Source organism: Acinetobacter pittii ANC 4050 (assembly GCF_000399685.1).
GTDB classification, from domain to species: Bacteria; Pseudomonadota; Gammaproteobacteria; order Pseudomonadales; family Moraxellaceae; genus Acinetobacter; species Acinetobacter pittii_E.
Map to the genome: position 1 here is coordinate 1,307,541 of NZ_KB976987.1, position 26,527 is coordinate 1,334,067.

Below are 26,527 nucleotides of genomic sequence, written 5' to 3' on the forward strand. Positions count from 1 at the left end.
CCATATCATTTATAGCTGTAATCAAAGTTTATTGTCTTGTCGTTTTATCATCCTGATTTAACACATCAAGTAATGTTGACTGCGTAGGAGTATCTTGATGGTTCTGGATATAGATATGGACAACTTTAAATACAACGACAACCGCTAGACAAGCCATCACACAAAACATCCATAAGCCATAAGGACTTCGAATATGTTGTGAGCCACAGTATGGGCATGATTTATCTGTTGATGCCACAACTTTGTCGCAACACGCACAATGGTATTGATATAGCATAGGTAACCCTCCTTCCCTCATTTCAACCGTTGTTGTTTTAATAGGTTTGCTACATTTTTTAATTTATACATCCTTTATATTTATCCTATGTGAAATGAAAAGATAATTCAATCTAGATGAACAATTGAGTCAATTAAAAAATATTTCCTAAAAACAAAAACATAAGTTAAATATTATTTTTATAGGACTATTTTTCTTATTTTGATATTTTGTCTAATTTGTTAAAATAAGCGAATAATCTCACATTTGAGGCAAATGCATGTCACATACAAAGCTCATTAATAAAGGTGGCTTTCGCGAAAGAGCCAACCGAAGTCGAGGTTATCAACAATCAGAAAATAAGCAAACTGCCTTAACTTCCAACAAATATCAACCTCCAACAAAACCACAAGAAGACCAAACTGAATTGGCTCAAAAAGATCTTAGCGGGACTGAAGAGTCTCTAAATAAATAATATATATCTACTCAAAATAAAAAAGGCCTAAACTCTGGAGGTTTAGGCCTTTAAATAAGGTAACTATTAGTCCTTATTTTTATGTTCAATTTTCTTATGATCTGGAGTAACTTCTCTAGCTTCACCATCAATAATGCTTGAATCACGGTATTGACCTTGACTACTTCCACCTTGTTGATTCTGCATATCTTGCATTTGGCGCATTAAATCAGCAAATGGGTTTTGTCCGCCCATATTACCGCCCATACCACCCATCATTTTTTCCATCATAGCTTGTTGGCGCTTTGCAAGAGTTTTCATTGCTAGATTACGGAAAGCAGTTTGAACACCAGGTATCAGAATTAAAACAGCTAACACATCAGAAACAAGACCTGGCAACATTAATAAGAAACCTGCAAAAGCGTAAGCAAGTTTTTTAGTTACTGCCGGATCATTACCAAGCTGGCCTGTCATTTGCATTTGTTGTAATTGAGGCATGATACCAGCAGTACTTCTGCGAATAAGCCCCAAACCAATAAAGAAAGCAAAAATGAACCAAAAGAACACATACCATCCACTGATGAACTGTGCTACGCCAATCCATACGGCAATTTCAACAATCGCGCCCAGAACTACAATAAGAAGTAAATTCATGTAAAACTTTATCTATCTCAAAAAGAAAATTCATTGCAGTTTTATTTGCCCCAACCCTATCGAATCAGCCAGAGTCTGCAATACTAGAGTACATTTGATTTTAACTCGATAAAAACAAACATGCTTTATTATTAATGAGTGCTCTATCTGGTTTATCAAGTGCGACTTTTATCAGATTTTAATTTTTTACTCTATTTAAACAGTATAGCTCTCTCACAAGCAGTTTTTAGTCAAATAAAAAGTCTTAGCTTTTTTGAATATATATGGCTTTTAAAGGGTTAAAAATGATATTTAAGTGATGGCTCACGCAAACAGCTTACACTTTCTCTATCTAAAAGCACCGCTATTCAAGTTAAATTAAAGAATAATACTTTTAAACCTACATAGCCTTATGACTAAAAAAGCTCTTTTCTTTGCCATTAGTACCATATTTTTGTCAGCATGTTCTTTCAATACAGTACAACATCACCAAATACACGCTATTTCTACTCATAAAAATTCAGAAGAAATAAAATCACTGTTTGATCAAGCACAGACCACAGGTGTTTTGGTTATTAAGCGCGGAAATACAGAGGAAATTTATGGCAATGATCTAAAAAGGGCATCAACTGAATATGTCCCTGCATCTACCTTTAAAATGTTAAATGCTCTAATTGGTCTTGAACATCATAAAGCAACAACCACTGAAGTGTTCAAATGGGATGGACAAAAGCGTTTATTTCCTGATTGGGAAAAGGATATGACTCTAGGTGATGCCATGAAAGCTTCTGCTATTCCTGTGTATCAAGAACTAGCTCGACGAATTGGCCTTGATCTTATGTCCAAAGAGGTCAAGCGTATTGGTTTCGGTAATGCTGATATTGGTTCAAAAGTAGATAATTTTTGGCTTATCGGTCCACTCAAAATTACGCCTCAACAGGAAGCACAGTTTGCTTATGAATTAGCACATAAAACTCTTCCCTTTAGCAAAAATGTACAAGAACAAGTTCAATCTATGGTGTTCGTAGAAGAAAAAAACGGACGTAAAATTTACGCTAAAAGCGGTTGGGGATGGGATGTGGAGCCTCAAGTGGGCTGGTTAACAGGCTGGGTCGTTCAACCACAAGGAGAAATTGTAGCGTTCTCACTCAATTTAGAAATGAAAAAAGGAACACCTAGTTCTATTCGAAAAGAAATTGCTTATAAAGGATTAGAACAGCTAGGTATTTTATAATTTGAACTTTATAGCCCAGCTTATACTCATCCTTATAAGCTGGGTTATTTTAAAACTTGAAATTTGAAAACCTTATTATTTATCCGTCAACTGGCGTATGTGGTGTATTTAAATTTAACTGATAGAAAGCAGCATCTAACCATTGGCCAAATTTAAAACCTACTTGCTTAAAAGTACCTGCATGGATAAAGCCCATTTTTTCATGTAAACCGATACTCGCTTGGTTGGTTGCATCGATACAACCTATCAATACATGTAGATCGGCCTCTTGAGCGCGCTTAATCAATTCTTGCATTAGAATTTTGCTTAATCCGCTGCCACGATGTTCATGATGAATATAAATACTATGTTCAACAGTATATTTATAGGCAGGAAAAGCTCTAAAGGTTCCCCAACTCGCAAAACCCAATAACTTGCTTGTCTCATCCACAATACCAATCACTGGAAAACCATGTTCTCTTTTGACTGAAAACCATGTTTTCATTGAATCAATTGAGCGCGGTACATAATCATACAGTGCTGTAGAATTAATAATTGCCTCATTCAGTATCTCTAATATAGCCGCTGCATGTTCTGCTTCATTACAATCAATTAAACGAAAACTAGAATTGAGGGAATAGATCATAAAGATTCCTTAACGGCAGATACGAGTTGACTAGAGACGACTAAGATATAGCGAGCGATTTGAGCTGAATTATTAGTGTATATAACAGGTTGGTTGAGTTGCATTGCTAAGCAATCCCCTTTACTTAAAGCATAACAAGCTTCACCTAATTGAATATCAATTTGCCCTTCAACTACCCAAAGCTGTTGCTGTACAACATTATAGGTTTCATTAATTTCATAAGTAATTCGGGCATGAGCTGGAAATTCAATTTCAACAATTTGAAATGGAGACTTCCAATTTGGAGGAGAGACTTGACGGCGAATATATCCTGTTTCAGGGTCTTTCCATTCTGATTGTTGAATACGTCGAACTATAGGTTGTGGTGACTGATTATTTTGTGAGGTGGCGAATAGCTGAGTTAAAGGAACCTCTAAACCATTTGCCAGTTTTTCAAGGACAACCGCTGTTGGACTTGCCTCACCTCTTTCAATGAGTGAAATTGCAGAACGGCTTACCTGACATCGGGTAGCAAGAACATCTAGCGTATATCCACGCGCTAGACGTAGTTCACGTACTTGCTGCGCAATGCGTATATTTATATCTTCCATCTACCATAGACGTAAATTCCAAAATTATAGATAAGTATTCCATTAAAATAGAATTACATCAAATGATTTTAAACAATATAGATGGGTAAGATAAAAACCGAAAAATAACCATTCATCACGGCTTTCTTTAAATTACTTATGCATAACCGTTTTGGCTATGTAACAATACTCTCTAAATTACTTATATAAGTCTTCACATGGCATTGATTATTGGAATTGACCCAGGTTCACGCTTAACAGGTTATGGAATCATTGAAAAAGATGGTAGCAAACTGCGTTTTGTTGATGCCGGTACAATCCGAACAGAAACTCAAGAAATGCCAGAACGCTTAAAACGTATTTTTGCTGGCGTTGAGCGCATTGTGAAATTTCATGGCCCTACTGAAGCTGCGGTTGAGCAAGTCTTTATGGCTCAAAACCCAGACTCTGCCTTAAAACTGGGGCAAGCTCGTGGTGCTGCCATAGCCGCATTAGTTAATTTAGATTTACAAGTTGCAGAATATACTGCCCGTCAAATTAAACAATCTGTGGTTGGTTATGGCGCTGCCGATAAAGAGCAAGTTCAAATGATGGTCATGCGATTACTTAATTTGACGATTAAGCCTCAATCCGATGCAGCCGATGCTCTTGCTGCCGCTATTTGCCATGCTCATGCATCGGGAAGTATGAGTAAACTGTCTGTTTTAAATGCCTTAGGTGGTATGGCACGTGGGCGAAGCCGCTCTAGCAGTCGCAGACGTTAAAAATTTATTGGTTTACCACTTGAGTAATTGCCTGATTCATTTCAAAAGCCTGCAAGCCACGCATACCATTTTTAGCTAAAAGATCTCCTGCTTGGGCATGAAGGGTAACAATCTCATGTAACGCAATATCTTGGTGGAACTGGGCTTTTAGGCTTGCAATCATTCCTGCTAACACATCACCCATTCCACCCGTTCCCATTCCAGCATTACCTTGTGTACAAATATACAAGTTATTCTCTAAAATTAGGCTACCTGCACCTTTAAGTACCCACTGGCCTGCATATTTTTGTTGTAATGCATAAATTGCAGCAATGCGGTCATTTTCAATTTGCGCTGTAGAAGAACCAAGTAAGGTAGCCGCTTCACCTGGATGAGGCGTCGCATAAATATGTGTACCCAATTTTTCAGGTTGCTTTGCTAGAAACCACAAAGCATCTGCATCTAAAACAGTTTCTAGGTGCGTACTCTGATTTAACAAATTAAACCATTGCTGATAGATTTGCTTAGCCCACTCATCACGCCCTAACCCCATTCCAAAACATACTGCATCGACCTGAGATAAAATATCTTTAATATTGTTTTCATTTAAACCATTGATATCACGAAGCATAATATTAGGCGCCCGTGACAAAATAGCTTGATGATGATTACGATGACAAATCACCGTCACTTTACCTGCACCTGCATGAAAGGCAGCTTCAGCAGCCATAATGACTGCTCCACCCATTTGCTCATGTCCACCAATCACTAAAATATGCCCGTAACTTCCCTTATGCCCAAATGCCATACGCTGAGGAAGTTTAATATTTGTGGGAGCCAAATAAGCCACAGGTTTCAACTCGTGGTCTATAGGAATTAGATTAATTAAATGAATTTTTCCTACATATTCTTTACCTAGTCCTGTGAATAATCCTGCTTTAAGCCCTAAAACGGTAAAGGTATGATCAGCTCTCACTGCGAAAGGTAAGACTTGTCCTGTATTTGCTTGTAAACCACTCGGTATATCAATCGAAATTTTTAGGCCTACTTGTTTATTAAACTTTTGAATCGCTTGTTGCCAATCACTATTTAATTCGCGATTTAACCCTATGCCAAATAACGCATCAATATGGCAATCGAATGTTCTTTCCACATCAAAGTTTGAATGAATTTGGACTTTCATTTCTTTAGCGAATTGCGCTGCACAATGTAAATCATTTGACTCGCCCAATTGAGCCGCAAATATTTCAACCTGAAATCCAGCTTGTTTAAGGTAACTTGCTATAAAGTAACCATCACCCGCGTTATTGCCCTGTCCACACCAAACAGCAATATTATTGATACTCTGATCTTTAAAAAGTTCAATAAGCTGTTGAGCAATTGACCAAGCTGCTTGTTGCATTAAACCTAATGAAGAGTTTTGTGCAGCAAACCAACGCTGCTCCCATGCTCGAATATCATCGCTATGATAAACTACCGCCTGCATATTATTATCCTCTTGCATTTTGGTTTATGACATCTTCCGACACATCACGCATTGCAGTGCAACAACTTGATCCGCATGAATTAAAAGCATGGATCAAAGCTCAAGCATTAGAATTAGGTTTTGCTGATTGTGTCATTGCCAAACCAGATGCTCAAGAGCAAATGCCACGTTTTTTGGAGTATCTAGAACGTGGTTATCATGCAGACATGACCTATTTAGAAGAAAATCTAGAAAAGCGAGCTGATCCAACATTATTAGTGCCTGGCACAAAAAGTATTATTTGTGTCCGTATGAATTATCTTGTGGAATCTCCAAAACCACGATATGTACCTTTCGAACCAAACTCGGCCATTATCGCCCGTTATGCACGTGGCCGTGACTACCATAAAGTCATGCGTGGTAGATTGAAAACCTTAGCGACAAGGATTCGTGAAAAAGTCGGCGATTTTGAATCTCGCCCTTTTGCAGACTCGGCACCTATTTTTGAAAAATCATTAGCTGAAAGTGCTGGAATGGGTTGGACAGGCAAACATACTTTACTTATTCATAAAAAATCAGGTTCTTTTTTTGTATTAGGCGAGCTATTTACATCCCTTGACTTACCTTTTGATGAACCGGCAACAGCACATTGTGGTACTTGTAGCGCCTGTATTGATATTTGCCCGACACAAGCGATTGTTGAACCTTATATGCTAGATGCCAGACGTTGTATTGCATACTTAACTATCGAATATAAAGGAATTATTGCTGAGGAATTACGTGCAGGAATTGGTAATCGAATTTTTGGTTGTGATGACTGTCAGTTAATCTGCCCATGGAATAGCTTTGCGAAAAAAGCTTCAATTACCGATTTCAACCCTAGGCATGGATTAGATCATATTAGTCTGCTTGATATCTGGCAGTGGGATGAAGCCACTTTTTTAGCCAATACAGAAGGTAGCCCTATTCGCCGGACAGGTTATCAATCATTTAAACGTAATATTGCCATCGGTTTAGGCAACGCATCTTATTCAAAAGAAATTGTAGATCAGCTACAAAATGGCAAGAATTTACATGACGAAATTGTCAATGTGCATATTGATTGGGCAATTGAACAACAACTCAGCCAAGTTCAGTCATCAAATTAAAAAAATGATGTTTTTTGCCCTATAGCTTTAATACGAATTCTGTATGATTATGTGTAGTGAATTAATGCCATCATCATGGATATGACAATGACTCTACGTAATGATTGGAATCGTGAAGAAATCCAAGCTTTATATGAACAACCTTTTTTGGATTTAGTTTTCAAGGCTCAGCAAGTACATCGTGAGCACTTCACTGCCAATTCGATTCAGGTCAGTACCCTTTTATCTATTAAAACGGGTAAATGTCCTGAAGATTGCAAATACTGCTCACAATCGGCACATTACGAATCAAAATTAGAAGCAGAAAAACGTATTGCTGTTGAAAAAGTGATTAGTGAAGCGAAAGCTGCCAAAGATTCAGGTTCTTCACGTTTTTGTATGGGTGCTGCTTGGCGTAACCCACATGAGCGTGATATGCCTTATGTTTTAGAAATGGTACGCGAAGTTAAAGCATTGGGTATGGAAACCTGTATGACTTTAGGTATGCTTAACCAATCCCAAGCAGAACGCCTAAAAGTTGCTGGTTTAGATTATTACAACCATAATCTAGATACATCTCGCGAGTATTATTCTCACATCATTAGTACCCGTACTTTTGATGATCGTTTAAATACACTTGATTATGTTCGTCAAGCTGGTATGAAAGTTTGTAGTGGCGGTATTGTAGGTTTAGGCGAAAGTCGTGAAGACCGAATTGGTTTATTACATGAACTCGCTACCCTACCAATTCACCCTGAATCTGTGCCAATCAACATGCTTGTTCCTATTGAAGGAACGCCTTTAGCCGATGTTGAAAAGCTTGATGTCATTGAATGGATCCGTACTATTGCTGTTGCACGTATTATCATGCCACATAGTTATATCCGTCTCTCTGCAGGGCGCGAATCATTAAGTGATTCAGACCAAGCCTTAGCATTTATGGCTGGTGCAAACTCGTTATTCTCTGGCGATAAATTACTGACCACACCAAATGCTGGTGAAGGTAAAGACCAAGCTTTATTTAATAAATTAGGTTTAACTGCTGAAAAACCAAAACCAACGGTTGCCGATTTATCAGTAGATGCAATGAGTGCTTAACTTAACACTTAAAAATTTAAAAGCCCTGATCATTCAGGGCTTTTTTCATTTATATAGAAGTTACTAATATCCCGTAAGTGGCATTCAGGAAAGTTCCGACTCGAATAATATCTTTGCCGGCCGCGTGCGTTACTGTGAACTCTTGGCTCAACACATCAAAATTAAAAGAATCAAAAACATCTTGATGGTGTAAGAGCCAAGTTACTGTATCTGCTATATTATCATCCGCAATATAAGTTAAAGCTTTAAAGTCTTTACTCATAAATAACTCTTAAAAATAAATTTTATGAATTTTATATGAGTTCACTCTACCTTAAAAGAAAATCTAAGCTGCTTTAGGATTTACCAACGAACGCCCCGACAATAGACTTGCCAAAGCTTGAGGTGAAAATTCTAAAGAAAGCACATGATTTTTGAGATTGACTGAATGCTTACTGATTAGTGGAAGTAAGCCATCTTCTGTTTCAAAGACATATTCATCTGCAATATTTAAAATACCTTCAAGGTTCGTCGTACTCGAAGCAAGATCATGGCTAAAGATGTCATAAATCGTTTGCAAGTTAAAGGTTGTTTGCTGTTCCGTCGGATGCTTAATGAGATAATCCTTTAAAAATAAAACTAATTTATGAGCAAAGAAAAAGTAATTAGGTTTATAGCTATACTTCATACTATTCATGGAACTGAACTCCAGATTATCTTTTATTAAATTACAACTAAAACAGTAGGAATTGAATCTTAAAAAATTCTTAAAAAAATAAATTATTTCACAAGTTAAATAAAAAATAAATTTAATATGTAAAAACAACAACTTAAAACCATATTTAGCAATTTTATAATAAAAAATATTTTAAATTTAAATTAATTTAATAAAATACAAACACTTAAATATTTTAAGTTTTTAATTTTATTTTAATGAAATAGTAGTTAATTATTTTACCAAATGATAAAAAATATCTTACCTAGTCCCTCTTAATAAAAATCAATTGATCAAAATATATATAAATATAATGTTTTTCTTGTTTTTTGATTGAAAAGTGATATATTTCCTTCGCCTTACTTAATCAGAATAAACTTACTGAAAAGTAATGGATTTTATTTTAAAGGGCTATTCTGGGGATTTTATGAAAAAATTTATTTTTATGGCGGCTGTTTCTCTCTTAAATATAGCAAATGCACAAGCTGCAGATGGCACAATTACTATTAATGGTCTTGTTACGGATAATACTTGTACTATTGATACTGGAGATAAAAATTTAACAATCAACTTACCTACCGTTTCATCTCAAACCTTAAAGAATGCAGGTGATGTGGCTGGTCGTACGCCTTTTCAAATTAACTTAACGAACTGTGCCGCTGCAGGTAAGGTTGCAACTTATTTTGAACCAGGTGCTACCGTTGACTTTAATACGGGTCGGTTATTAAACCAAGCCACCTCTGGTGCAGCAGCAAATGTGAATATTCAATTACTTGGCAGTAATAATGCTGTGATTCCTGTACTTGCTACAAGCACCAATGAAACACAGGCTAATTCACAATGGGTAAATGTTTCAGCAGGTGGTAGTGCTGACCTTAACTATTATGCTGAATATTATGCTACAGGTGCTTCTACTGCTGGTACGGTAACATCACAAGTAAAATACACGATTATTTATCAATAAAATTAAAATTGAAGCTTCTATTCATGAATAGAAGCTATCTCCTACCTATTATTTATTATTGAGAATATGACTCATGCTTTTTCGTGGTCGTAAATTTTTTTGGGGATTAGTTTGCCTACAGGCAGTACTAACTACTACAGGTCATACTGAAATTGTTTTACATGGTACACGTGTCATTTATCCTTCAAATGCACGTGAAATCACATTACAACTGAGTAATAACGGTACTGCCCCGTCTCTTGTCCAAGCATGGATTGATGATGGCAATGCCAAGTCAACACCAGATGAAGCAAATGTCCCCTTCATTATTACACCACCGATTTCGCGGGTAGAAGCAACTAAGGGACAAACCTTAAGAATTACAGCTTTACCAACCTCATCTCAACTTAGCCAGCAACAAGAATCGATTTTTTGGCTTAATGTTTTAGATATACCTCCTAAACCAGAAGGGAAAACTCAACAAAAAGACCAAGCCACATCTACCTCTAATAATTTTTTGCAACTCGCTGTTCGCTCAAGAATTAAATTCTTTTATCGTCCTACAGACCTAAAAGAAAATGTTGATCAACTCAGTGACAAAGTCGAATGGAAAATAAATGATCAATATATAGCAATAAAAAATCCTACGCCGTTTTTCCTCACTATTACTTCAATTTTTCAAACAAGTGAAGGTCATAAAACAGACTTATTACAGCAAGGTATAATGATTGCCCCTTTTTCAGAGGATAAAATAAAACTAAAAAATAAAAACTTAGCAGATATGAGTTTTGTATATATCAATGATTACGGTGGACGAGTTGAGCACCAAATAAAGTTCTAACCTCACTGTATTACTTAAGAAAATTTAACTACCTATCATGAATAGGCTCTAAAACTATGTCTAAATGGTTTATACCTTATATATGTTTAAAAAGCCCTTTTACTTGTTACATCGTATCAAGTATTACGTTATTCATGTCTGTGGCTGCATATGCTGAAAACAATACTGATGTTTCACATTTCTCAAAAGCCGAATTTGATAGTAATTTCTTAGTCGGTAACGCACAAAAAATTGATATAGCTCGCTTCAAATACGGAAACCCGATCTTACCTGGTGAATACAGCTTAGATGTCTATGTTAATGGTCAATGGCTAGGTAAGCGGCGCATGCAATTTAATGCCCTAACTCCCAACACAAATGCTGAAACATGTTTTACAGAAGCCATGTTATTTGAATATGGTGTAAAAGCTGATGTTTTGAGTCAAAAAGCTTCTACTTCATCGGCTTCGTGCAAAGCTCTCGCTTCATGGATAGATAATGCTTTTTATTTATTTGATAGTTCCCGTTTAAGACTTGATATTTCAATTCCGCAATCAGTCTTAGAAAAAAATGCGCAGGGCTATATCGATCCACACTTGTGGGATCGCGGTATTAACGCGGCTTTTTTAACTTATAACGCAACAGCATATCGAATAGTGAATGAACAGCGTGAAAATACATATGCTTTTATGGGGACTAATCTTGGAGCGAATTTAGCAAGTTGGCAGTTTCGCCATAATGGACAATGGAAATGGCAAAGCCAGTCCAACTCTCAATCCAATAATTCTTCTTATACATCAACAAATACATATGTACAAAAGGCCTTTCCCCAAATTCATGGTGTTGTGACCTTAGGAGATTATTTTACTAATAGTGATTTTATCGACTCCTTACCCTATCGCGGCGTAAATATTTCAAGTGATGACCGAATGCTTCCAAATAGTATGGTGGGTTATGCTCCAAGAATCCGAGGTTATGCAAAAACCAATGCAAAAGTCGAGGTTAGACAACAAGGTAACTTAATCTATCAGACAACAGTACCGCCTGGAAACTTTGAAATTAATGATCTCTATCCAACAGGATTTGGAGGCGAGCTACAAGTTTCGGTAATTGAATCTAATGGCGTAATTCAGAAATTCGCTATTCCCTATGCTTCTGTCATTGAAATGCTGCGCCCGCAAATGAGTCGATATTCACTCACTTTAGGACAATTTCGCGATTCAAACGTTAAATTAACTCCATGGTTAATCCAGGGTAAATATCAACGAGGAATTAATAATTACCTCACGGCTTATAGTTCAGCTCAAGGGGCACAACAATATTTCTCTGTATTATTAGGTACAGCTTTTTCAACACCAATTGGAGCTATTTCTTTCGATGTCACTCACTCAAATGCCGAATTTGCTCAACAGCCTAAAATGGCGGGGCAAAGTTATCGTTTAAGTTATAGTAAGCTATTTTCTCCAACGCATACCAATTTAACATTAGCAACTTATCGTTATTCAACAGAAAACTATCTCAAATTGCGTGATGCAATTTTAATTCGAGACTTACAACAACAAAATATTGATAGTTTTTCAGTAGGCAAACAAAAAAGTGAATTCCAACTTACTTTGAATCAAGCCCTTCCAAACCAGTGGGGAAATTTCTATTTAGTAGGCTCGTGGACAAATTATTGGAATCAATCTACTCCTAATAAGCAGTTCCAATTAGGTTATAGCAATCAATTTAAAGATTTAACTTATAGTTTATCTGCAATTAATAGCGAAATTACTCAAGCTGATGGGCGGGCTGGCCAAGATACTCAATACCTAGCGTCCCTATCCTTTCCATTAGATTTTAAGAAAACCTCTTTAACTTTGAATAGTGTTCTAAGTGAAGATAGCCAAATTTTAAGCTTAAGCGGGTTTACAGGAAGTCGTCTGAACTACGGCGCATCAATTTCTAGTCAAGATCAGGGTCAAACAAACCTCAATATTAATAGTAACTATAAAACAAACTACACAACCATAGGCGCTTCAATAAGTTATGCCGATTCCTATCAACAAGAAATGCTTAACTTAAGTGGCAATATCGTTGCACACTCTCAAGGACTACTATTTGGTCCAGACCAAGCTCAAACAATGGTATTGGTTTACGCGCCAGATGCGACAGGAGCACAAGTCGGGAATACGCCAGGGCTAAGCATTAACAAAAAAGGGTATGCCGTTATTCCGTATGTTACACCCTACCGTATGAATGACATTAGCCTTGACCCGCAAAATATGTCTACACAAGTTGAGCTAGCTGAAAGTAGCTTACGTATCGCACCTTATGCAGGCTCAATCACTAAAGTTCAATTCTCAACAAAAAAAGGTTATGCACTTTTTATTAATACAACAACATTAGATGGTTCACATCTACCTTTTGCCGCACAGGTATATAACCAGAATAACGAAGTAATAGGCATTGTCGCACAAGGCAGTCGTATTTATTTAAGAACACTCTTAAGCCATGGCCGTTTATATGTGAAATGGGGAGATAAGAGTACAGAAAAATGCGAACTTGAATACGATATAACCGATCAAATAAAGCATAACAACCAACCAATTATTATGTCAAAGGCAGTCTGTAAATGAATAATATTTTAAAAAAAATTGGATTTTTAGCGGTGAGTCTATTTGCTTATAACCATACAAATGCAAATTGTACTTTAAGTAAAGGATTTACCACTGTCGATATTCCAATGAACATTGGTAAAATCGTTGTAAAACCGACAGATCCTATAGGAACTATATTACAAAGGAATACTTTTTCGATCTCTCCAAATAACTCAAGTGCAACATGTAATCGTGCGAGTGATCAAATTATTGCAGCTCTCCCCTTAAACTATCCAATTAGTCCAATAGGTAATAATGTCTATGCAACCAATATTCCCGGTATTGGTATTCGTCTTTATCGTGAAGCTGCAGATGCTTCAGATTTTTCTGGATATTATCCATATAGACGCACATTGATACCCAATACAGCCTATACGCTTTCTCCAGGGTATTTTGTTATGGAAGTGATTAAAACTGCGATGACAACAGGTTCAGGTGCCTTAGTAGCAGGCCGTTACAGTACTTATTATGTATCGGGGCAACAGAATCGCCCATTTCTAACCACTACCGTATTAAGTAATACCCCTATTCTAATCGCTTCCTCATCATGTGAAATTCAAAATGGTATAGATACCCCTGTGCAACTTCCTAATGTTATGAAGTCAGGTTTTAAAGCGATTGGTTCAACACAAGGTGATCAGAGTTTTAACTTATCCATTTTATGTAATGGCGGCGAGAATAACTCTGGTATAGCTACGAGCAACACGATCAGTTTAAGTTTTGATTATAACTCTGACCCCACCAATAATCAGGTCATTAATAATAGTGCTGCAAATTCAAACAAAGCCAATGGTGTGGGTATAGAACTGCTATGGAATATGAATGGCGCTAAAAGCCCTATTCAAAAAACAGCCAAACAAAATATAGGCACGGTCAATTCTAACCAAACTATAGAATATGATATTCCCTTAACTGCTCGTTACTATCAAACAGCAACTAATGTGAGCGCAGGTATAGTTACCGCAACAGCAACGGTGACTATTCAATATGATTAATTCACCCGTATACCATTTATTAAAAATAAAAAATTAGAGGTTGCTAAAAATTTAAATTTTTAACTTTTTAAAACTTTGTAGTTATATTAAAAAATTCCATAAAAAAATGCTCATAAGCGAAAATAGCAAATGAGCATTAGTGATAACCACTTAACCTGAAATACAAATTGTGGGAAATAGATCACAATTTGCCTGACTATAATTCCAAAATCTAGCTCAAAAATCAAGTATTTTTTTTATTAAAAAGTTAAAAAAATAAAGTAACCCATTGTTTTAAATAAATTTAAAAAGTATATTTAATTTCAAAACAGCTATTCTATAGTGTTTCTAAAGAATTATCATTCTATTAATTAATAAAAACTTAATTTTAAGAAAATTTAAAAGATCCATTTTTAAGTAGATTAAAAATATTTAATATAATTTCAATAACTTAAATTCAAATATTAAAAATTAATGTTTATAACAATTATAAAGAATTACATAATTTATAAGAAAAAAAACATAAATAAATTTAGAAATCCCCTTCAATTACAAACAAGATCTTAGGCTTTTCACTAGAACGTAACATGCTCATTTTTTGGAAAATATTATGTATTATTTTATTAAGTCTAGGAGCCTTCAGCATAGGGTGTGCAATTAGTAAAATTGATTTTTTTCTGTTCTTAATAGGTCTACTTTTATTGCTATCTTTTATATTAGCTTTAAAGCAAGCACGCGAAGATGCAGGTATCTTTCCTGATGCTTAATTATAAATTCTAAAAATATCGTATTAACCATAAAATCATGGTTGAATGCATCCTATAATTTACTGGGTAATTACTATAAAAATATGTCAAAAAGTTCTTCTGATGCTGGAATTTTTTTATGGATGACCTATCAGACTATGCAACAGATGGGATTAGATGCCGCTTCTATATTCGCAAGCGTTAATTTACCCAATCAACCGCCAGATAAAAATATTCGTAGAAATAACTCTACTCAAGAAAGGTTCTGGATAGCTGCTGAACAAATAAGTAAGGACCCAGATATTGGCTTACATGTAGGTAGCCAAATGCCTGCTTTCAGAGGATTAGTTATTGAGTATTTATTTTTAAGCAGTTCTACTTTTGGTGAAGGTTTACAACGTGCTTTAAAGTATCAGGCCCTTCTAACCGATGTCTTTCACCTTTCTTTAACTATTGAAAAAGATATAGCAACTTTGGTTGGTTTTGAACATCCTGTAAGACATTACCTTGAATGTGGAATTGGTATTTTTCTTAATTTTTTTAAATATATTACAAATGATGAGTTTAGACCTAGTCAAATTACCTTACCGTATCAACAAGGTGCTTCAGCTAACAGTTATCAAGAAGCTTGGAATTGCCCGGTAATTTTAAATCAAAAACAAGGTGCTATAATTTTTCCTAGCGCATTATTAAATAAAACATCACCAGCAGCTGAACCAGAATTATTAAAAATTCATGAAACAATTGCTGAACAACAACTATCAACTTTAGAAAAACATCAACTTGTTTATGCGATTGAGCGCTTACTCAGCAATGGGTTACTCGAATCGCGGGAATTCGATCAAACATTTATTGCTGAGAAATTAAATCGTAACCCACGTACCCTACGAGCTGATTTACAAGCAATAAACACCAATTACGAGAAAATTTTAAACCAACATCGAGAAAAGCTTGCTAGACGCTTGCTTGCGCATACGCAAGAAACTATTGATCAGATTGTTTATTTAACTGGTTTTTCTGAACCCTCAGCATTTACACGGGCTTTTAAACGTTGGACTGGTGAAACTCCAAGCGGATATCGCCAGCGCAAACAGAAACAGTAAAATTGATTCTAAAGGCAATTATTCTGCTGCCTATTAAGTCAAAGAGATAAATCTCCTTTCTTTTACAATGGCTTTAAATTGTAATTGATGAGAAGTAGTCAATATGCTCGGATTCCCTGTAGGTATTTTCGTTGCAAATGGTCTTGAATGGTACTTTCATAAAGTTTGGTTACATGAATATCCAAGTCAGTACCGTAATAGTCCATTTTTCACCCATATCGCGCATCATAAGCGCGCTCGTTTAAATGGCTTTCAAGATGAAGGTTATGCTGAATCAATGTTTAAAAATGCTGAAATGTATAACGAAAAAACCGCCTTACTTGGGTTAGCTGGAGCTGCCACTATTTTTTTACCTGTAGCACCTTTTTTTACAGCTGGGCTTTATTATGGGTTGTGGAATTATTGGCGTGTACATTCAAAGGCTCATTTAGACCCTGAATATGCAAAAAAACGTATCCCTTGGCACTATGATCATCATATGACAAGCAATCAAAATGCTAACTGGTGTGTTACCAAACCTTGGTTTGACTATATTATGGGAACTCGGGTCACTACTGAAGTATCTCAGACTGAAACTAATCCCTTAGGTATCAAATTACCAAAGTTGTTAGAAAAACCGATTAATTTTGCTGCTCGACGCATATTTGCTAAATCGTATGCCAAGATTGATTTAAACTCCGATCAGGACCAATCTAATTTACGTAAAGGAATAGAAGTCAGACTGGCTTGAAAATTTATCCCAATATAAAAGCTGTGGACTCCAGCAGCTTTTATATAAATAAATAGTTCACAAATTAGACTTTAAAAGGCTCAAAGCAAGACATAAGAAAATCTAATACGACACGTATAGCAGGACTATGTCGTAAATCTTCGTGTGTAACTAACCAGATTTCAGCACTCATTGGATAATCATCTTGTAATCTAACCAAATTGCTAAATTCGCCTAAAAAATCAGGTAAAACCGCTAACCCTACTTCGCCACATGCAGCTCTCCACTGTAGCTCAGGATGATTAGTAACCATTATTGGGTCTTTATAGTTTAAATGTTCCTTTAGCTTCTGCTGTTTTTGACCATGTACTCCTCCGACTTCCACACTAATCCATTCATAATTTTCAGGCTCTGTTGAAGCTAAATAATTTGGCCCCGCATATATTCCAAAAGGAATTTCACCAACTTTACGAGCTACTAAATTCTCATCTTTAGGACGTCCGAACCTTACCGCAATATCAGCCTCACTATGCTGCAAAGAAACATAATGGACGTCGCCGAGCACCCGCAATTTTAAGTGCGGATAATCACGATAAAACTTACCCAGATGAGGCATGATCAGATGCGCTGCGGTTAAAGGAGGCATACTAATAGAAACACTTCCCATGACTTCTTGCTGGCCCGCCTGAGTTAAACGTTCGATAGAAAAAGTTTCTTCCATCATACGAGCAACCACCTGCGCAAGTCGTTCGCCATCAGGAGTTAGAATGTAGGTACGGGGTCTACGATCAACTAATTTGAGTTTTAAGTTCTGTTCTAGCTGAGCAATTCTTCTAGACACAGTGGCATGGTCTACTCCCAATTTCCGTGCAGCCGCAGACAGTGACTTTTCTTCGGTAAAAACTGAAAAGTAATGTAAATTTTCCCAATCAATCATTGTGCAAATTTTCACATTAGAAGTGTATTTATATGGAATTGTACACCTTTATGTAATTGCCCAGAATAAAACCTTTCTTAATGGGAGCCTGTCAATGAACAGAACGGTGGCTTATGCCTATGCTGGTGTTGTCTTAACAATGTTTTTTTGGGGTTCAGCATTTAATGCAATGTCTTATATTATTCAACATATGCCTCCGTTATCTGCTGCATCTGAACGATTTTCGATTGCAAGTCTAAGTTTGCTTATAATTTTTTCAATAACGGGTCAGCTTAGATGGACAGCCTTAAAACAGAATCTAGCGATCTATCTGATTATAGGGGTAATCGGAATTGCAGGCTTCAACATAGGCTGTTTTTATGGATTGCAAACGACATCTGCCGTGAATGGTGCTCTAATTATGGCAACTACACCGTTAATGACCCTATTAATGACAATCATGTTAGATGGTGAAAAACTTACCACGAGTAAATTTTTAGGCGTTTTATTCGGCTTAAGTGGCGTTTTACTTGTGATTAGTCAGGGCCATATAACAACTTTACTTCACCTAAAAATAGACATTGGAGATCTATTTATATTATTGGGCGCATTTGGATTCTGCCTCGCAAATGTGCTGTCTCGTCGTTATGTAAAGAATGCTACCCCACTAGAAACAACAACTTTTTCTATGCTGTTTGGAGCAATAACACTGGTTTTGTTGAGTATGACATTTGAAGATCCTCTTTTAGCCATTGCCTCTGCACCTGTAAATGCACATTTAGCGATGGGATATGTCGTGATCTGCTCAACCATGATTGCTTATTTATTCTGGTTTAATGGCATACAAAAGTTAGGTGCTGGTCGCGCTTCTGTCTTTTTTAACTTTGTGCCTGTGTTCAGTATGATAATCGCTCTACTTACCGGACAGTCCCTCAATATCTGGCAGTTAGTAGGAACAGCTTTGGTGATGCTTGGTGTAATGAGTAGTGGAGGTTTTTTAAAAATTAAAACTACTCCACTTATGGCTAAACACTGTACAAAATAAGAAATATGCTGCTACATTAAAATCTATCATTAATATGTAGCAGCATTTTCAAATATAAAATAACAATAATCTCTTTAAGTTCTTATATTTTCAAATATATTCTTACCTTGGTAATGATTTATACAAAAGCTCATCTTAATTATTCCGTTGTAACAAATACTGTATGTTTCTTTAAAACTTAATAAAAGATTGCCATATATAGTTTTAAAACAACCAAAGGAGATATTAAAATGAAGCTGGATTTTACAACAATTGAAAAGCAAGCAAAATTGCTACAAGAAGAGCAAGAAAAGATCGAGCAACGAGATCATGAATTTCAAGTTGCCTTAGATAAGCATAGAGAATCGCTAAAGAACTTATTTAAGGATCTTTTCTCTGACCGAGAAATTAAGACAGAAAATGGAGGACACTTTTGTGTAACCTTCGGAGATTTCAAAATTTCCTTATTAATTGAAACTGCTAAATTTGAAAATGGTGTTCCTGTAAAACTAAACTCTGTAAACCCCGTTATTATTAAATGCAAAAAAGATAAGCCTATTGCAAAAGCACAGTTTACTGATGCAACCCAATATCTAGATAACCATTTAGAAACTCCAAATTATCAATATTATTTCAAACAAGAAGATAAAACCCAACTGGTACAATTTTCTGAACTACCTACTTATTTTCAGCTGGTTTTAGATGCAAATGCATAAAATTAAGCCCTCTAGAGAGGGCTTTTTATATATTGTTTTTTTATTATTTAAATTAAAAAAACAATCTCAAACGAATATTTTTCTTTTAACTATGAATAATTTAAGTCAATTTTAATTGCTCAAACTTTAAAAAATGTTTGATTCTTTCTTAAATTACTTGTATATACATGTGTATATTTGATTATACAGATATGAATAAATAAGAATAGAGTGACTCTTAAAGGATAAGGAGAGTGAAATGGACTCATCGGCTGGGAAATCTAATAATAGTTTCATAGAAAATCGAAGCATTGATTTTATTCCAGAAAATGAAAGACATGGAGGTGTTTTTGCTCAATTCACCCTATGGTTCGGTGCCAACTTACAAATCACAGCCATTGTGACAGGTGCTCTTGCCGTTGTTTTAGGTGGGGATGTTTTTTGGTCTATTATTGGTTTATTGGTAGGACAATGTTTTGGTGCTGCCGTCATGGCGCTACATGCTGCCCAAGGTCCTAAACTTGGCCTTCCTCAAATGATTTCAAGTCGTGTGCAATTTGGGGTATATGGTGCATGTATTCCAATCATACTCGTTTGCCTCATGTATATTGGCTTTACCGCAACTGGAGAGGTATTAGCCGGTAAAGCAATTGCACATCTAGCACATGTCAGTAATACAACTGGCATCTTAATTTATGCAAGTTTAATTATTTTATTCGCAACGATTGGATACCGTTTAATTCATTTGGTAGGCAAAGTAGCTAGTATTATTGGTTTGATCGCTTTTGTGATTATTCTGACTCAAATCTTAGCACTTTCTGATTTTTCTGAACTCTTAGCCGTACGTCATTTCAGTTGGTCTTCATTTTTGTTAGCAGTTTCACTTTCTGCTTCTTGGCAAATCTCTTTTGGACCATATGTTGCAGATTATTCTCGTTATCTTCCAACTAAAACATCTTCATCTCGTGTTTTTTGGGCTGTCGGCTTAGGTTCTTTAATTGGCTCACAAATTTCTATGAGCTTAGGTGTTTTGATCGCTCAGGTTGCAAACGGCAATTTTGTTGGAAATGAAGTTCAATATGTTGTTGGCATGAATCCAATTGCTCTAGTTGTTACCTTTTTATATTTTAGTATTGCTTTTGGAAAAGTTACTCTGACGACCTTAAACGCCTATGGTAGTTTTATGTGTATTGCTACGGTTTGGAATAGTTTCAAATCGACGAATCAAATCTCAAAAATAACCAGATTACTCATAGTCCTTGCTATGGTTGTAATTTCAACCTTTATCGCAATTATAGGTGAGCATACGTTTTTAACTGCTTTTAAAGCATTTATTTTATTTTTACTTACCTTTTTTATTCCATGGAGCGCCATTAATCTTGTTGATTATTATTTTATCTCTAAAGAAGAATGTGATGTAGATGCGCTCTATGATCCAAATGGCAAGTATGGCCGTTGGAATCGGATTGGGATTACCTGCTACTTTTTAGGTATTTTGATTCAACTGCCATTTATTGATAGTAAATTCTATACAGGTCAAATTGCGGCAATGTTAGGAGGAATCGATTTATCGTGGCTTGTAGGCCTTATCTCTACTGCCTTGATTTACTATATTTTCGCCAAAAAAGCTCAAATCAAATTTTCAAAACAATTAGTGATTGATCAAATCAAATAATTAAACTAAACAAGCTATCAAAGTTGATCACCTTGATAGCTTATTAATATGATTTGGCGACTATTCTTGTAGAGCTTTAGCTTGTGCCGAAGTGGGCAAACCAAATAACTTATCAAAGCTCCAATTAAATATAAAAGTATAGATAGGAATAATGATAATAAAGGCCACATCTAACCAAAAAGCAGCAACCAGAGAAATATCCATCCACCACGAAATAAGAGGGATCAAAAATAAGACTAAGGTAAGTTGGAAACCAATAGCATGCCCCACTCTACGCTTAACTGTACGGACATTACTGCTTTGTCTGGCTTCCCACTTCTCATATAAAATATTGTAAATAAAGTTCCAAGTTACAGCGATGGTCGTAATCATGACAGAGAGTGGTCCTGTATGTTCAACACTATCACCTGCCAAAATCGCTAACCCTACTGATGAAATAATCATTCCGATTACTTCATAAGAAGATACATATACAATTCGACGCTTTATACCTTGCATAATCAACAAACTCTGCTTAATTCTTTATATTTTAATTTCAGTCAAAATCATATATAAAGTTAATAGCTTTCAGTTCAACTGATATCAAAATGAATTTTAACAGTGAAAATATTGAATTATTTATTACCGTACTCGATACAGGTTCTTTCTCTGCAGCTGCCCGTAAACTAAATCGGGTACCCTCAGCAGTAAGTATGGCCGTAGCTAATTTAGAGGCAGAATTGGGTTACACCTTATTTGAGCGTACCCCTCGTAAGGTCATTCCAACCGCCACAGCATTAGCTTTGGAACCTCAAGCACGGATTATTTCTGAACAACTTAGGCTATTTAGTACTCACGCCCATGAACTATCTTTAGGACTTGAAAGTAAATTGCGGATTGGGGTGGTCTCAGACGTAAATACCAAATTATTATTTAATTCAATAAAAAAGTTAGCTGATAAATTTCCCTTGCTGAATATAGAAGTTATTACTGGGCCTCAAGATGACATTGTTAATTTACTTTATACAGAGCAAATTAGTCTTTGCTTAGCAGGTTCAGACCTCAATATAAAAATGCGTGAGAATCTACAATTGGTAATGACTGAAACAGTAGTGGCTACTATTTCGTCTAGCCATACTCTTCTACAAGAAAAATCAAAGCAGTTTTCTATTGAGGAGTTAATCAATATTAGACAAATTGTTGTGGCGAGTAGTGAACATGAAATGACAGATCCCCGTTCAATTATTGGTGCAATGTACTGGAAAACGAATAGTCTACAAACAGCAATTAATATGGTTGAAGCAGGACTTGGCTGGGGAAATTTTCCTTTATCTCTAGTCCAAGAAAAAATCGATCAAGGTTATTTAGTGCTTTTAGATTTTAAAAATACAAAAAATCATTTACCCCTATCAATCTATTTAATTTGGCTTCAAGATCGCCCTTTACCTAAAGCAGCACGCGAGCTAATTCAAATTATTCAAGAAAATTTATAAATTTTCATATGTGAATCATAAAAACTTATAGGTATTTTTATGAGGTCAATTCTTGTTAAATCTATTTTCTTTAAAGTTTGAGCTTATTACTCTGTACTATTTTTACCACTATTGTTAAAAGCAAAAAGCCTACTCAAAAAGTAGGCTTTTTACTGTATTTCAGGATTAAGCAATAATATTTTATTTTGTAAAAAATACACTTATACTTTATTAAACCCAAGTGTTTTAGTCAAGAATAAAATTGATTAGATACAAAGAATTACATTCTTATAATGATACCCATTTTTTAAGTTTTATATGGAAAATATTTTAGAAAAAAGAAGGTTATTTCAATGATAAAAACTTACATTCTCTTCCCTAAAAAGCTTATCCATTTTTAGTAAAACACAACCAACAAATAAAGAATAAATATTATATTTTTAAATTAATTAAATTCACATATTTAGAAATTAGAAATACATTTATTCATTACTTCTATATTTCAAAGTAATTGCTTTACTACTTCAATTACACTTTTTATCAATATAATTGGACATAACTTTATTCTAAAATTTTAATTTTATATTTTTTCTAAAATCATTAACAAGACCTCACTTAAGTTATTTTACCGAATAATTTTTTAATATTATACATTTACAACCACTTCGTTAAAATTCTAATAAATTAAAATTATAGACAGTATTTTTCAATAAATATGATTTTTAAAATGATGCTTTCTATATTTTAGAACTTAATTTCAATACATACAAAATTTGTATTTTGTTTATATTTAAGTATTTTGTATAACTTTAGCTAATATACTATTATTTACTACAAACAAATAAAATACAAAAATGATCACATTTTAAACAAAGACATTCTATATAAGTTAATCATGCAAATTGAAAAAATATTTATTTCACTAACATGACAAACTACTGAAATAAGCTCTAATTGATCGATAAATAACTAAGTTCACTTTACTCATGAAGTAAACATACGCTAGAATCGCTATCGCTTGTAATATTTAACCAATAAATCACAATATTTTTTGAGTTTACGTTACGTCTACTTCAGAAAATGACTTGTGTTTAATTCAAAAATTGATTAGTATTGCACGCACTGAAAAGCCTTGAGATTAAAAGCTTTTCTGACTTATAGGGCCTATAGCTCAGTTGGTTAGAGCAGCGGACTCATAATCCGTTGGTCCACAGTTCAAGTCTGTGTGGGCCCACCAAATTCGAACCTCATAAACTAAAAAGTTTATGGGGTTTTTTAATAATTATCTAAATAAAATGGTTTCCGCTCCTTTAAACAATATTCAAAACTTAATTAACAAATTGTAAAGTTTATTTTATCTTAAAGTTTTAATTGCTTTTAAATACCTTCTTCTAAACTGAATATTCCTATCTCTTCTATTAAGCTAAAATTTGCTTCTGCAACAGCTCTGTATGTTCTAATTGAGCATCCCAAAACTTTTCCCACAAATCACAATACTCTAAGCATAACTTTTCAATATAGTTATAATCTTCTTCTGTACAAGCTTGCATCAAGACATACCATAAGTCTTCTTCATGGTCATCATCTGCGGCTTCTGCACTTTCATCCTCAGATATCCCATGTACATGGTAATAACCACCACCCTCCACGTCCAGACCTACTGCTTTGGTGGCTTTACGTAACGGTGGGCTATAAAGAATAACTTCTTCCTCTGCAACTGCTAATAATGCTGAAACAGCCTTATAGTCATCATAAGCATTTTCTAAAAACACCCTGACTTGCTTTGCAATTTCAGAGGGTTGATACGTGAGGCGATCTTGTTCTGTAATACCAAAATCATTCAATATATCTTCAAATAGCGGATAGTGAGCATATTCAGGATTCCCCTGATAGTAACCGTCTTTATCTAAACCTGGACGAAATCCAAACTCATCAAAAATATTTAAACTCAAAAGAAAGCGCGGATACATTTTTGCACCTGCATGTAATCTTGGCTCTAATTGTTTTGTTTGAAATTGTGCCATGAGCAAAGCATCGGTGAAAGTTTGAACAATTGCGTGACGGTATTCTAAATGAATTTTTTTTAAATCTTCTTTATTAATTTTGCCATTATTTAAAGTATCAATTGCCGAATGATGAGATACAGGGTGTTCAGCAATTTTCGCCCTCAAACGGGTCAAAAAGTTTAAATTTTTTTCCCATAATTCGGCTGAAATGCTTTGCTTCATCCCTGCAAGTGCTTTCTTTCTAGGATTATTAAAATTCTCAAATTTCTTAGGCATATCCGCTCTCATTAAACTTATTAAAGCCTGTCCGATTTTTACATATTTTATTATAAAAACAATGACTTAAATTAATATTTAAACATGTTCCATCATTAATTAATATTAGAAGTAAAATCATACGAAATCAAATAGAAAATTTAAAAAAAATCCAATTAAATGATAATCATTATCACAATATAAACTTGAATCAATTTCAGTTTTTTATTATCATAATTTGTATTAAAAATTTAATATTTTAGATTAAGTTATAATTAGTTTTAACTATATGGAATAGTAATGTCAAAAAAAGAAGATATTATAAATACTGCTTTAAATTTATTTAATCAGATTGGATACAATGCTACTGGTGTTGACCGTATTATTGCTGAATCAAATGTTGCAAAGATGACTTTTTATAAATATTTTCCTTCAAAGGAAAATTTAATTATGGAGTGTTTGCAACATCGGAATATAAATATTCAAAACTCAATCAATGCACAATTAAATTTACATCAAGATGCCAGCCCTCTTGAAAAAATCCATATTATTTTTAATTGGTATATTGAGTGGATCAATAGCGAAACCTTTAATGGATGTTTATTTAAAAAAGCATTTATTGAAGTATCTAAACAATATACTTCAATTCGTGAACCATTTTACGAATATACAAAATGGCTCACTAATTTATTGCATGAAAAGCTCACTCAATTAGGTATAAAAAATCCTACTCCTCTTGTTCATATTATTATTTCTATTATTGATGGAATGATTATTGATGGCACCACGGATAAAAACCTGATTAATCCAGAAAAGATTTGGCAATATATTGAATATTTAATTAATGAAGAGATCCCTCAGCAAGTCTCATAGTTTTAATATTCTTCAGGTTTATTATTTTCATAAAAAGTTTGAGAGAAAAATAAAAAATAAATTTTCAAACAATTTAGAGCTTACTTCATCCTTAATTTTGGTGCCCTACTTTAGCTTTCATAATTTCTCTAGGCTTTTCTACAAACTCATATTAGAATCCTGAAAATTTATCAACTTGCACTGATCTATGAAAAAATTTCTAGGTAATTCTATCTTTAAAGCCGTTGGTTGGACCTACAATGTAGATCCTAAAATTCTTGAGAAAAAACAAGTTATTATTGGCTTTGAACATACATCAAATCTAGATGCAGTGTTATCGATTGCTCTCTTCCAAATTTTAGATATAAAAATTCATACTTTAATAAAAAAGGAACTTTTTAAAGGCCCGCTTAAACCACTTTTAGAAAAGCTAGGTGGTATTCCAGTTGATCGCAAAGCAAGTAAAGATATTGTTTCTCAGATGGTTGAACAATTTCAAACGCATGAAACTTTTAACTTAGTGATTGCTCCTGAAGCTACTCGCGCTAAAGATGGTTCAGAACGCAAACCTATCCGTACCGGTTTTTGGCATATTGCTAAAGCAGCCAATGTTCCAATCGTTTTAATGTATGCCAATGCTCGAAGTAAACAAGGTGGGATTTTAGGTAAAATTTATCCAACAGATTTACAAAAAGATTTGGAAACAATTAAAGAACTATATGCACAATTTGATATAGATGTGAAAATTAACTAAATCAAATTGGACTTAATTTGACCTAATCTCAGTCATTAGGTCTTAAGCTTATTGTTCTTATTCAATT

Annotated in this window: 28 protein-coding genes and 1 tRNA gene; 19 read left to right on the forward strand and 10 right to left on the reverse strand. The window is 34.7% G+C overall.

Features of this window, described 5'->3' with window-relative positions:
• Nucleotides 1-28: 28 nt before the first annotated feature.
• Complete coding sequence (locus tag F931_RS22510) at nucleotides 29-277, reverse strand: hypothetical protein (protein WP_002121448.1); 249 nt, start codon at nucleotides 275-277, stop codon at nucleotides 29-31.
• Nucleotides 278-536: 259 nt separating this feature from the next.
• On the opposite strand from F931_RS22510, the gene F931_RS09920 reads away from it, so the two are divergent.
• Nucleotides 537-731: a hypothetical protein gene (locus tag F931_RS09920; protein WP_016141236.1), complete on the forward strand. Its 195-nt coding sequence runs from the start codon at nucleotides 537-539 to the stop codon at nucleotides 729-731.
• Nucleotides 732-797: 66 nt separating this feature from the next.
• Here F931_RS09920 and fxsA read toward each other — a convergent pair whose 3' ends face one another.
• Nucleotides 798-1,364 carry an FxsA family protein gene (gene fxsA, locus F931_RS09925; RefSeq protein ID WP_016141237.1) on the reverse strand — a complete coding sequence of 189 codons (567 nt, stop codon included), beginning with the start codon at nucleotides 1,362-1,364 and terminating at the stop codon, nucleotides 798-800.
• A 391-nt stretch (nucleotides 1,365-1,755) separates the two neighbouring features.
• Between fxsA and bla the strand changes: the two genes are divergently transcribed.
• A complete protein-coding gene (gene bla / locus F931_RS09930) occupies nucleotides 1,756-2,577 on the forward strand; it encodes an OXA-213 family carbapenem-hydrolyzing class D beta-lactamase OXA-270 (protein ID WP_016141238.1) in 822 nt (273 codons plus the stop codon).
• A gap of 79 nt (nucleotides 2,578-2,656) precedes the next feature.
• Here the strand turns inward: bla and yncA are convergent, their stop codons facing one another.
• The gene (gene yncA, locus F931_RS09935) at nucleotides 2,657-3,202 is read right to left on the reverse strand and encodes a GNAT family N-acetyltransferase (RefSeq protein ID WP_016141239.1); all 546 of its coding nucleotides are present in this window, start codon (nucleotides 3,200-3,202) and stop codon (nucleotides 2,657-2,659) included.
• Nucleotides 3,199-3,792, reverse strand: a complete 594-nt coding sequence (locus tag F931_RS09940) for a helix-turn-helix domain-containing protein (RefSeq protein WP_016141240.1) — start codon at nucleotides 3,790-3,792, stop codon at nucleotides 3,199-3,201. The genes yncA and F931_RS09940 overlap by 4 nt, the downstream gene beginning before the upstream one ends.
• A 197-nt stretch (nucleotides 3,793-3,989) precedes the next feature.
• Between F931_RS09940 and ruvC the strand changes: the two genes are divergently transcribed.
• Nucleotides 3,990-4,535, forward strand: a complete 546-nt coding sequence (gene ruvC, locus F931_RS09945; RefSeq protein ID WP_002121356.1) for a crossover junction endodeoxyribonuclease RuvC — start codon at nucleotides 3,990-3,992, stop codon at nucleotides 4,533-4,535.
• Between the two features lie 4 nt (nucleotides 4,536-4,539).
• Here ruvC and F931_RS09950 read toward each other — a convergent pair whose 3' ends face one another.
• Nucleotides 4,540-6,000 carry a bifunctional ADP-dependent NAD(P)H-hydrate dehydratase/NAD(P)H-hydrate epimerase gene (locus F931_RS09950; protein ID WP_016141241.1) on the reverse strand — a complete coding sequence of 487 codons (1,461 nt, stop codon included), beginning with the start codon at nucleotides 5,998-6,000 and terminating at the stop codon, nucleotides 4,540-4,542.
• 26 nt (nucleotides 6,001-6,026) lie between these two features.
• Here F931_RS09950 and queG point away from each other — a divergent pair, with 26 nt between their 5' ends.
• Nucleotides 6,027-7,127 carry a tRNA epoxyqueuosine(34) reductase QueG gene (gene queG / locus F931_RS09955; RefSeq protein ID WP_016141242.1) on the forward strand — a complete coding sequence of 367 codons (1,101 nt, stop codon included), beginning with the start codon at nucleotides 6,027-6,029 and terminating at the stop codon, nucleotides 7,125-7,127.
• Nucleotides 7,128-7,214: 87 nt separating this feature from the next.
• Nucleotides 7,215-8,204, forward strand: a complete 990-nt coding sequence (bioB, locus tag F931_RS09960; protein ID WP_005069622.1) for a biotin synthase BioB — start codon at nucleotides 7,215-7,217, stop codon at nucleotides 8,202-8,204.
• Nucleotides 8,205-8,253: 49 nt separating this feature from the next.
• On the opposite strand, the gene F931_RS09965 is transcribed toward bioB, so the two are convergent.
• Nucleotides 8,254-8,466 carry a hypothetical protein gene (locus tag F931_RS09965; RefSeq protein WP_016141243.1) on the reverse strand — a complete coding sequence of 71 codons (213 nt, stop codon included), beginning with the start codon at nucleotides 8,464-8,466 and terminating at the stop codon, nucleotides 8,254-8,256.
• Between the two features lie 63 nt (nucleotides 8,467-8,529).
• Nucleotides 8,530-8,880, reverse strand: a complete 351-nt coding sequence (locus F931_RS09970) for a hypothetical protein (RefSeq protein ID WP_016141244.1) — start codon at nucleotides 8,878-8,880, stop codon at nucleotides 8,530-8,532.
• Between the two features lie 409 nt (nucleotides 8,881-9,289).
• On the opposite strand from F931_RS09970, the gene F931_RS09975 reads away from it, so the two are divergent.
• From F931_RS09975 to F931_RS10000, 7 genes are all read left to right on the forward strand, one after another.
• Nucleotides 9,290-9,862: a fimbrial protein gene (locus F931_RS09975; protein WP_016141245.1), complete on the forward strand. Its 573-nt coding sequence runs from the start codon at nucleotides 9,290-9,292 to the stop codon at nucleotides 9,860-9,862.
• Between the two features lie 73 nt (nucleotides 9,863-9,935).
• Nucleotides 9,936-10,682, forward strand: a complete 747-nt coding sequence (mrkB, locus tag F931_RS09980) for a fimbrial biogenesis chaperone (RefSeq protein ID WP_016141246.1) — start codon at nucleotides 9,936-9,938, stop codon at nucleotides 10,680-10,682.
• A gap of 140 nt (nucleotides 10,683-10,822) precedes the next feature.
• Nucleotides 10,823-13,279, forward strand: coding sequence for a fimbria/pilus outer membrane usher protein (locus F931_RS09985; protein WP_080649685.1), 2,457 nt, complete (start codon nucleotides 10,823-10,825; stop codon nucleotides 13,277-13,279).
• The gene (gene papC, locus F931_RS09990; protein ID WP_016141248.1) at nucleotides 13,276-14,295 is read left to right on the forward strand and encodes a fimbrial protein; all 1,020 of its coding nucleotides are present in this window, start codon (nucleotides 13,276-13,278) and stop codon (nucleotides 14,293-14,295) included. The genes F931_RS09985 and papC overlap by 4 nt, the downstream gene beginning before the upstream one ends.
• A 566-nt stretch (nucleotides 14,296-14,861) precedes the next feature.
• Nucleotides 14,862-15,041 carry a hypothetical protein gene (locus tag F931_RS0103770; protein WP_025470319.1) on the forward strand — a complete coding sequence of 60 codons (180 nt, stop codon included), beginning with the start codon at nucleotides 14,862-14,864 and terminating at the stop codon, nucleotides 15,039-15,041.
• An 83-nt stretch (nucleotides 15,042-15,124) separates the two neighbouring features.
• On the forward strand, nucleotides 15,125-16,123 hold the full coding sequence (locus tag F931_RS09995) for an AraC family transcriptional regulator (protein ID WP_016141249.1): 999 nt from the start codon (nucleotides 15,125-15,127) through the stop codon (nucleotides 16,121-16,123).
• 103 nt (nucleotides 16,124-16,226) lie between these two features.
• A complete protein-coding gene (locus tag F931_RS10000) occupies nucleotides 16,227-16,853 on the forward strand; it encodes a sterol desaturase family protein (protein WP_016141250.1) in 627 nt (208 codons plus the stop codon).
• A gap of 64 nt (nucleotides 16,854-16,917) precedes the next feature.
• Here F931_RS10000 and hvrB read toward each other — a convergent pair whose 3' ends face one another.
• Nucleotides 16,918-17,769, reverse strand: a complete 852-nt coding sequence (gene hvrB, locus F931_RS10005; RefSeq protein WP_016141251.1) for a LysR family transcriptional regulator — start codon at nucleotides 17,767-17,769, stop codon at nucleotides 16,918-16,920.
• Between the two features lie 94 nt (nucleotides 17,770-17,863).
• Between hvrB and yyaM the strand changes: the two genes are divergently transcribed.
• The 3 genes from yyaM (at nucleotide 17,864) to F931_RS10020 (ending at nucleotide 21,142) form a co-directional block, all read left to right on the forward strand.
• Nucleotides 17,864-18,793, forward strand: a complete 930-nt coding sequence (yyaM, locus tag F931_RS10010; RefSeq protein ID WP_016141252.1) for a DMT family transporter — start codon at nucleotides 17,864-17,866, stop codon at nucleotides 18,791-18,793.
• A gap of 230 nt (nucleotides 18,794-19,023) precedes the next feature.
• A complete protein-coding gene (locus F931_RS10015) occupies nucleotides 19,024-19,488 on the forward strand; it encodes a hypothetical protein (protein WP_016141253.1) in 465 nt (154 codons plus the stop codon).
• A 238-nt stretch (nucleotides 19,489-19,726) separates the two neighbouring features.
• On the forward strand, nucleotides 19,727-21,142 hold the full coding sequence (locus F931_RS10020; protein ID WP_016141254.1) for a purine-cytosine permease family protein: 1,416 nt from the start codon (nucleotides 19,727-19,729) through the stop codon (nucleotides 21,140-21,142).
• 60 nt (nucleotides 21,143-21,202) lie between these two features.
• On the opposite strand, the gene F931_RS10025 is transcribed toward F931_RS10020, so the two are convergent.
• Nucleotides 21,203-21,640 (reverse strand): PACE efflux transporter, encoded by a 438-nt coding sequence (locus F931_RS10025; RefSeq protein WP_016141255.1) that lies wholly within the window; start codon nucleotides 21,638-21,640, stop codon nucleotides 21,203-21,205.
• A gap of 89 nt (nucleotides 21,641-21,729) precedes the next feature.
• Between F931_RS10025 and F931_RS10030 the strand changes: the two genes are divergently transcribed.
• Nucleotides 21,730-22,614, forward strand: coding sequence for a LysR family transcriptional regulator (locus tag F931_RS10030; RefSeq protein WP_016141256.1), 885 nt, complete (start codon nucleotides 21,730-21,732; stop codon nucleotides 22,612-22,614).
• Nucleotides 22,615-23,753: 1,139 nt separating this feature from the next.
• Nucleotides 23,754-23,830: transfer RNA gene (locus tag F931_RS10035), tRNA-Ile, on the forward strand.
• Between the two features lie 181 nt (nucleotides 23,831-24,011).
• On the opposite strand, the gene F931_RS10040 is transcribed toward F931_RS10035, so the two are convergent.
• Nucleotides 24,012-24,875 carry a heme oxygenase-like domain-containing protein gene (locus tag F931_RS10040; protein ID WP_016141257.1) on the reverse strand — a complete coding sequence of 288 codons (864 nt, stop codon included), beginning with the start codon at nucleotides 24,873-24,875 and terminating at the stop codon, nucleotides 24,012-24,014.
• A gap of 279 nt (nucleotides 24,876-25,154) precedes the next feature.
• On the opposite strand from F931_RS10040, the gene F931_RS10045 reads away from it, so the two are divergent.
• Entirely contained in the window at nucleotides 25,155-25,727 is a 573-nt protein-coding gene (locus F931_RS10045) for a TetR/AcrR family transcriptional regulator (RefSeq protein WP_016141258.1), read from the forward strand.
• Between the two features lie 187 nt (nucleotides 25,728-25,914).
• On the forward strand, nucleotides 25,915-26,460 hold the full coding sequence (locus F931_RS10050) for a 1-acyl-sn-glycerol-3-phosphate acyltransferase (RefSeq protein WP_016141259.1): 546 nt from the start codon (nucleotides 25,915-25,917) through the stop codon (nucleotides 26,458-26,460).
• Nucleotides 26,461-26,527: the final 67 nt, after the last annotated feature.

What these genes read in the sequence shown, in the direction of transcription:
- F931_RS10050 (WP_016141259.1), top strand. Translation starts at nt 25,915, where the DNA reads ATGAAAAAATTTCTAGGTAATTCTATCTTTAAAGCCGTTGGTTGGACC.
- F931_RS09950 (WP_016141241.1), bottom strand. Translation starts at nt 6,000, where the DNA reads ATGCAGGCGGTAGTTTATCATAGCGATGATATTCGAGCATGGGAGCAG.
- F931_RS10015 (WP_016141253.1), top strand. Translation starts at nt 19,024, where the DNA reads ATGAAGCTGGATTTTACAACAATTGAAAAGCAAGCAAAATTGCTACAA.
- ruvC (WP_002121356.1), top strand. Translation starts at nt 3,990, where the DNA reads ATGGCATTGATTATTGGAATTGACCCAGGTTCACGCTTAACAGGTTAT.
- F931_RS10030 (WP_016141256.1), top strand. Translation starts at nt 21,730, where the DNA reads ATGAATTTTAACAGTGAAAATATTGAATTATTTATTACCGTACTCGAT.
- F931_RS22510 (WP_002121448.1), bottom strand. Translation starts at nt 277, where the DNA reads ATGCTATATCAATACCATTGTGCGTGTTGCGACAAAGTTGTGGCATCA.
- F931_RS09995 (WP_016141249.1), top strand. Translation starts at nt 15,125, where the DNA reads ATGTCAAAAAGTTCTTCTGATGCTGGAATTTTTTTATGGATGACCTAT.
- F931_RS0103770 (WP_025470319.1), top strand. Translation starts at nt 14,862, where the DNA reads ATGCTCATTTTTTGGAAAATATTATGTATTATTTTATTAAGTCTAGGA.
- F931_RS10020 (WP_016141254.1), top strand. Translation starts at nt 19,727, where the DNA reads ATGGACTCATCGGCTGGGAAATCTAATAATAGTTTCATAGAAAATCGA.
- F931_RS10000 (WP_016141250.1), top strand. Translation starts at nt 16,227, where the DNA reads ATGCTCGGATTCCCTGTAGGTATTTTCGTTGCAAATGGTCTTGAATGG.
- bioB (WP_005069622.1), top strand. Translation starts at nt 7,215, where the DNA reads ATGACTCTACGTAATGATTGGAATCGTGAAGAAATCCAAGCTTTATAT.
- F931_RS09920 (WP_016141236.1), top strand. Translation starts at nt 537, where the DNA reads ATGTCACATACAAAGCTCATTAATAAAGGTGGCTTTCGCGAAAGAGCC.
- F931_RS09970 (WP_016141244.1), bottom strand. Translation starts at nt 8,880, where the DNA reads ATGAATAGTATGAAGTATAGCTATAAACCTAATTACTTTTTCTTTGCT.
- F931_RS10025 (WP_016141255.1), bottom strand. Translation starts at nt 21,640, where the DNA reads ATGCAAGGTATAAAGCGTCGAATTGTATATGTATCTTCTTATGAAGTA.
- F931_RS10045 (WP_016141258.1), top strand. Translation starts at nt 25,155, where the DNA reads ATGTCAAAAAAAGAAGATATTATAAATACTGCTTTAAATTTATTTAAT.
- bla (WP_016141238.1), top strand. Translation starts at nt 1,756, where the DNA reads ATGACTAAAAAAGCTCTTTTCTTTGCCATTAGTACCATATTTTTGTCA.
- fxsA (WP_016141237.1), bottom strand. Translation starts at nt 1,364, where the DNA reads ATGAATTTACTTCTTATTGTAGTTCTGGGCGCGATTGTTGAAATTGCC.
- papC (WP_016141248.1), top strand. Translation starts at nt 13,276, where the DNA reads ATGAATAATATTTTAAAAAAAATTGGATTTTTAGCGGTGAGTCTATTT.
- queG (WP_016141242.1), top strand. Translation starts at nt 6,027, where the DNA reads ATGACATCTTCCGACACATCACGCATTGCAGTGCAACAACTTGATCCG.
- yyaM (WP_016141252.1), top strand. Translation starts at nt 17,864, where the DNA reads ATGAACAGAACGGTGGCTTATGCCTATGCTGGTGTTGTCTTAACAATG.
- F931_RS09975 (WP_016141245.1), top strand. Translation starts at nt 9,290, where the DNA reads ATGGATTTTATTTTAAAGGGCTATTCTGGGGATTTTATGAAAAAATTT.
- F931_RS10040 (WP_016141257.1), bottom strand. Translation starts at nt 24,875, where the DNA reads ATGCCTAAGAAATTTGAGAATTTTAATAATCCTAGAAAGAAAGCACTT.
- yncA (WP_016141239.1), bottom strand. Translation starts at nt 3,202, where the DNA reads ATGATCTATTCCCTCAATTCTAGTTTTCGTTTAATTGATTGTAATGAA.
- mrkB (WP_016141246.1), top strand. Translation starts at nt 9,936, where the DNA reads ATGCTTTTTCGTGGTCGTAAATTTTTTTGGGGATTAGTTTGCCTACAG.
- F931_RS09965 (WP_016141243.1), bottom strand. Translation starts at nt 8,466, where the DNA reads ATGAGTAAAGACTTTAAAGCTTTAACTTATATTGCGGATGATAATATA.
- hvrB (WP_016141251.1), bottom strand. Translation starts at nt 17,769, where the DNA reads ATGATTGATTGGGAAAATTTACATTACTTTTCAGTTTTTACCGAAGAA.
- F931_RS09940 (WP_016141240.1), bottom strand. Translation starts at nt 3,792, where the DNA reads ATGGAAGATATAAATATACGCATTGCGCAGCAAGTACGTGAACTACGT.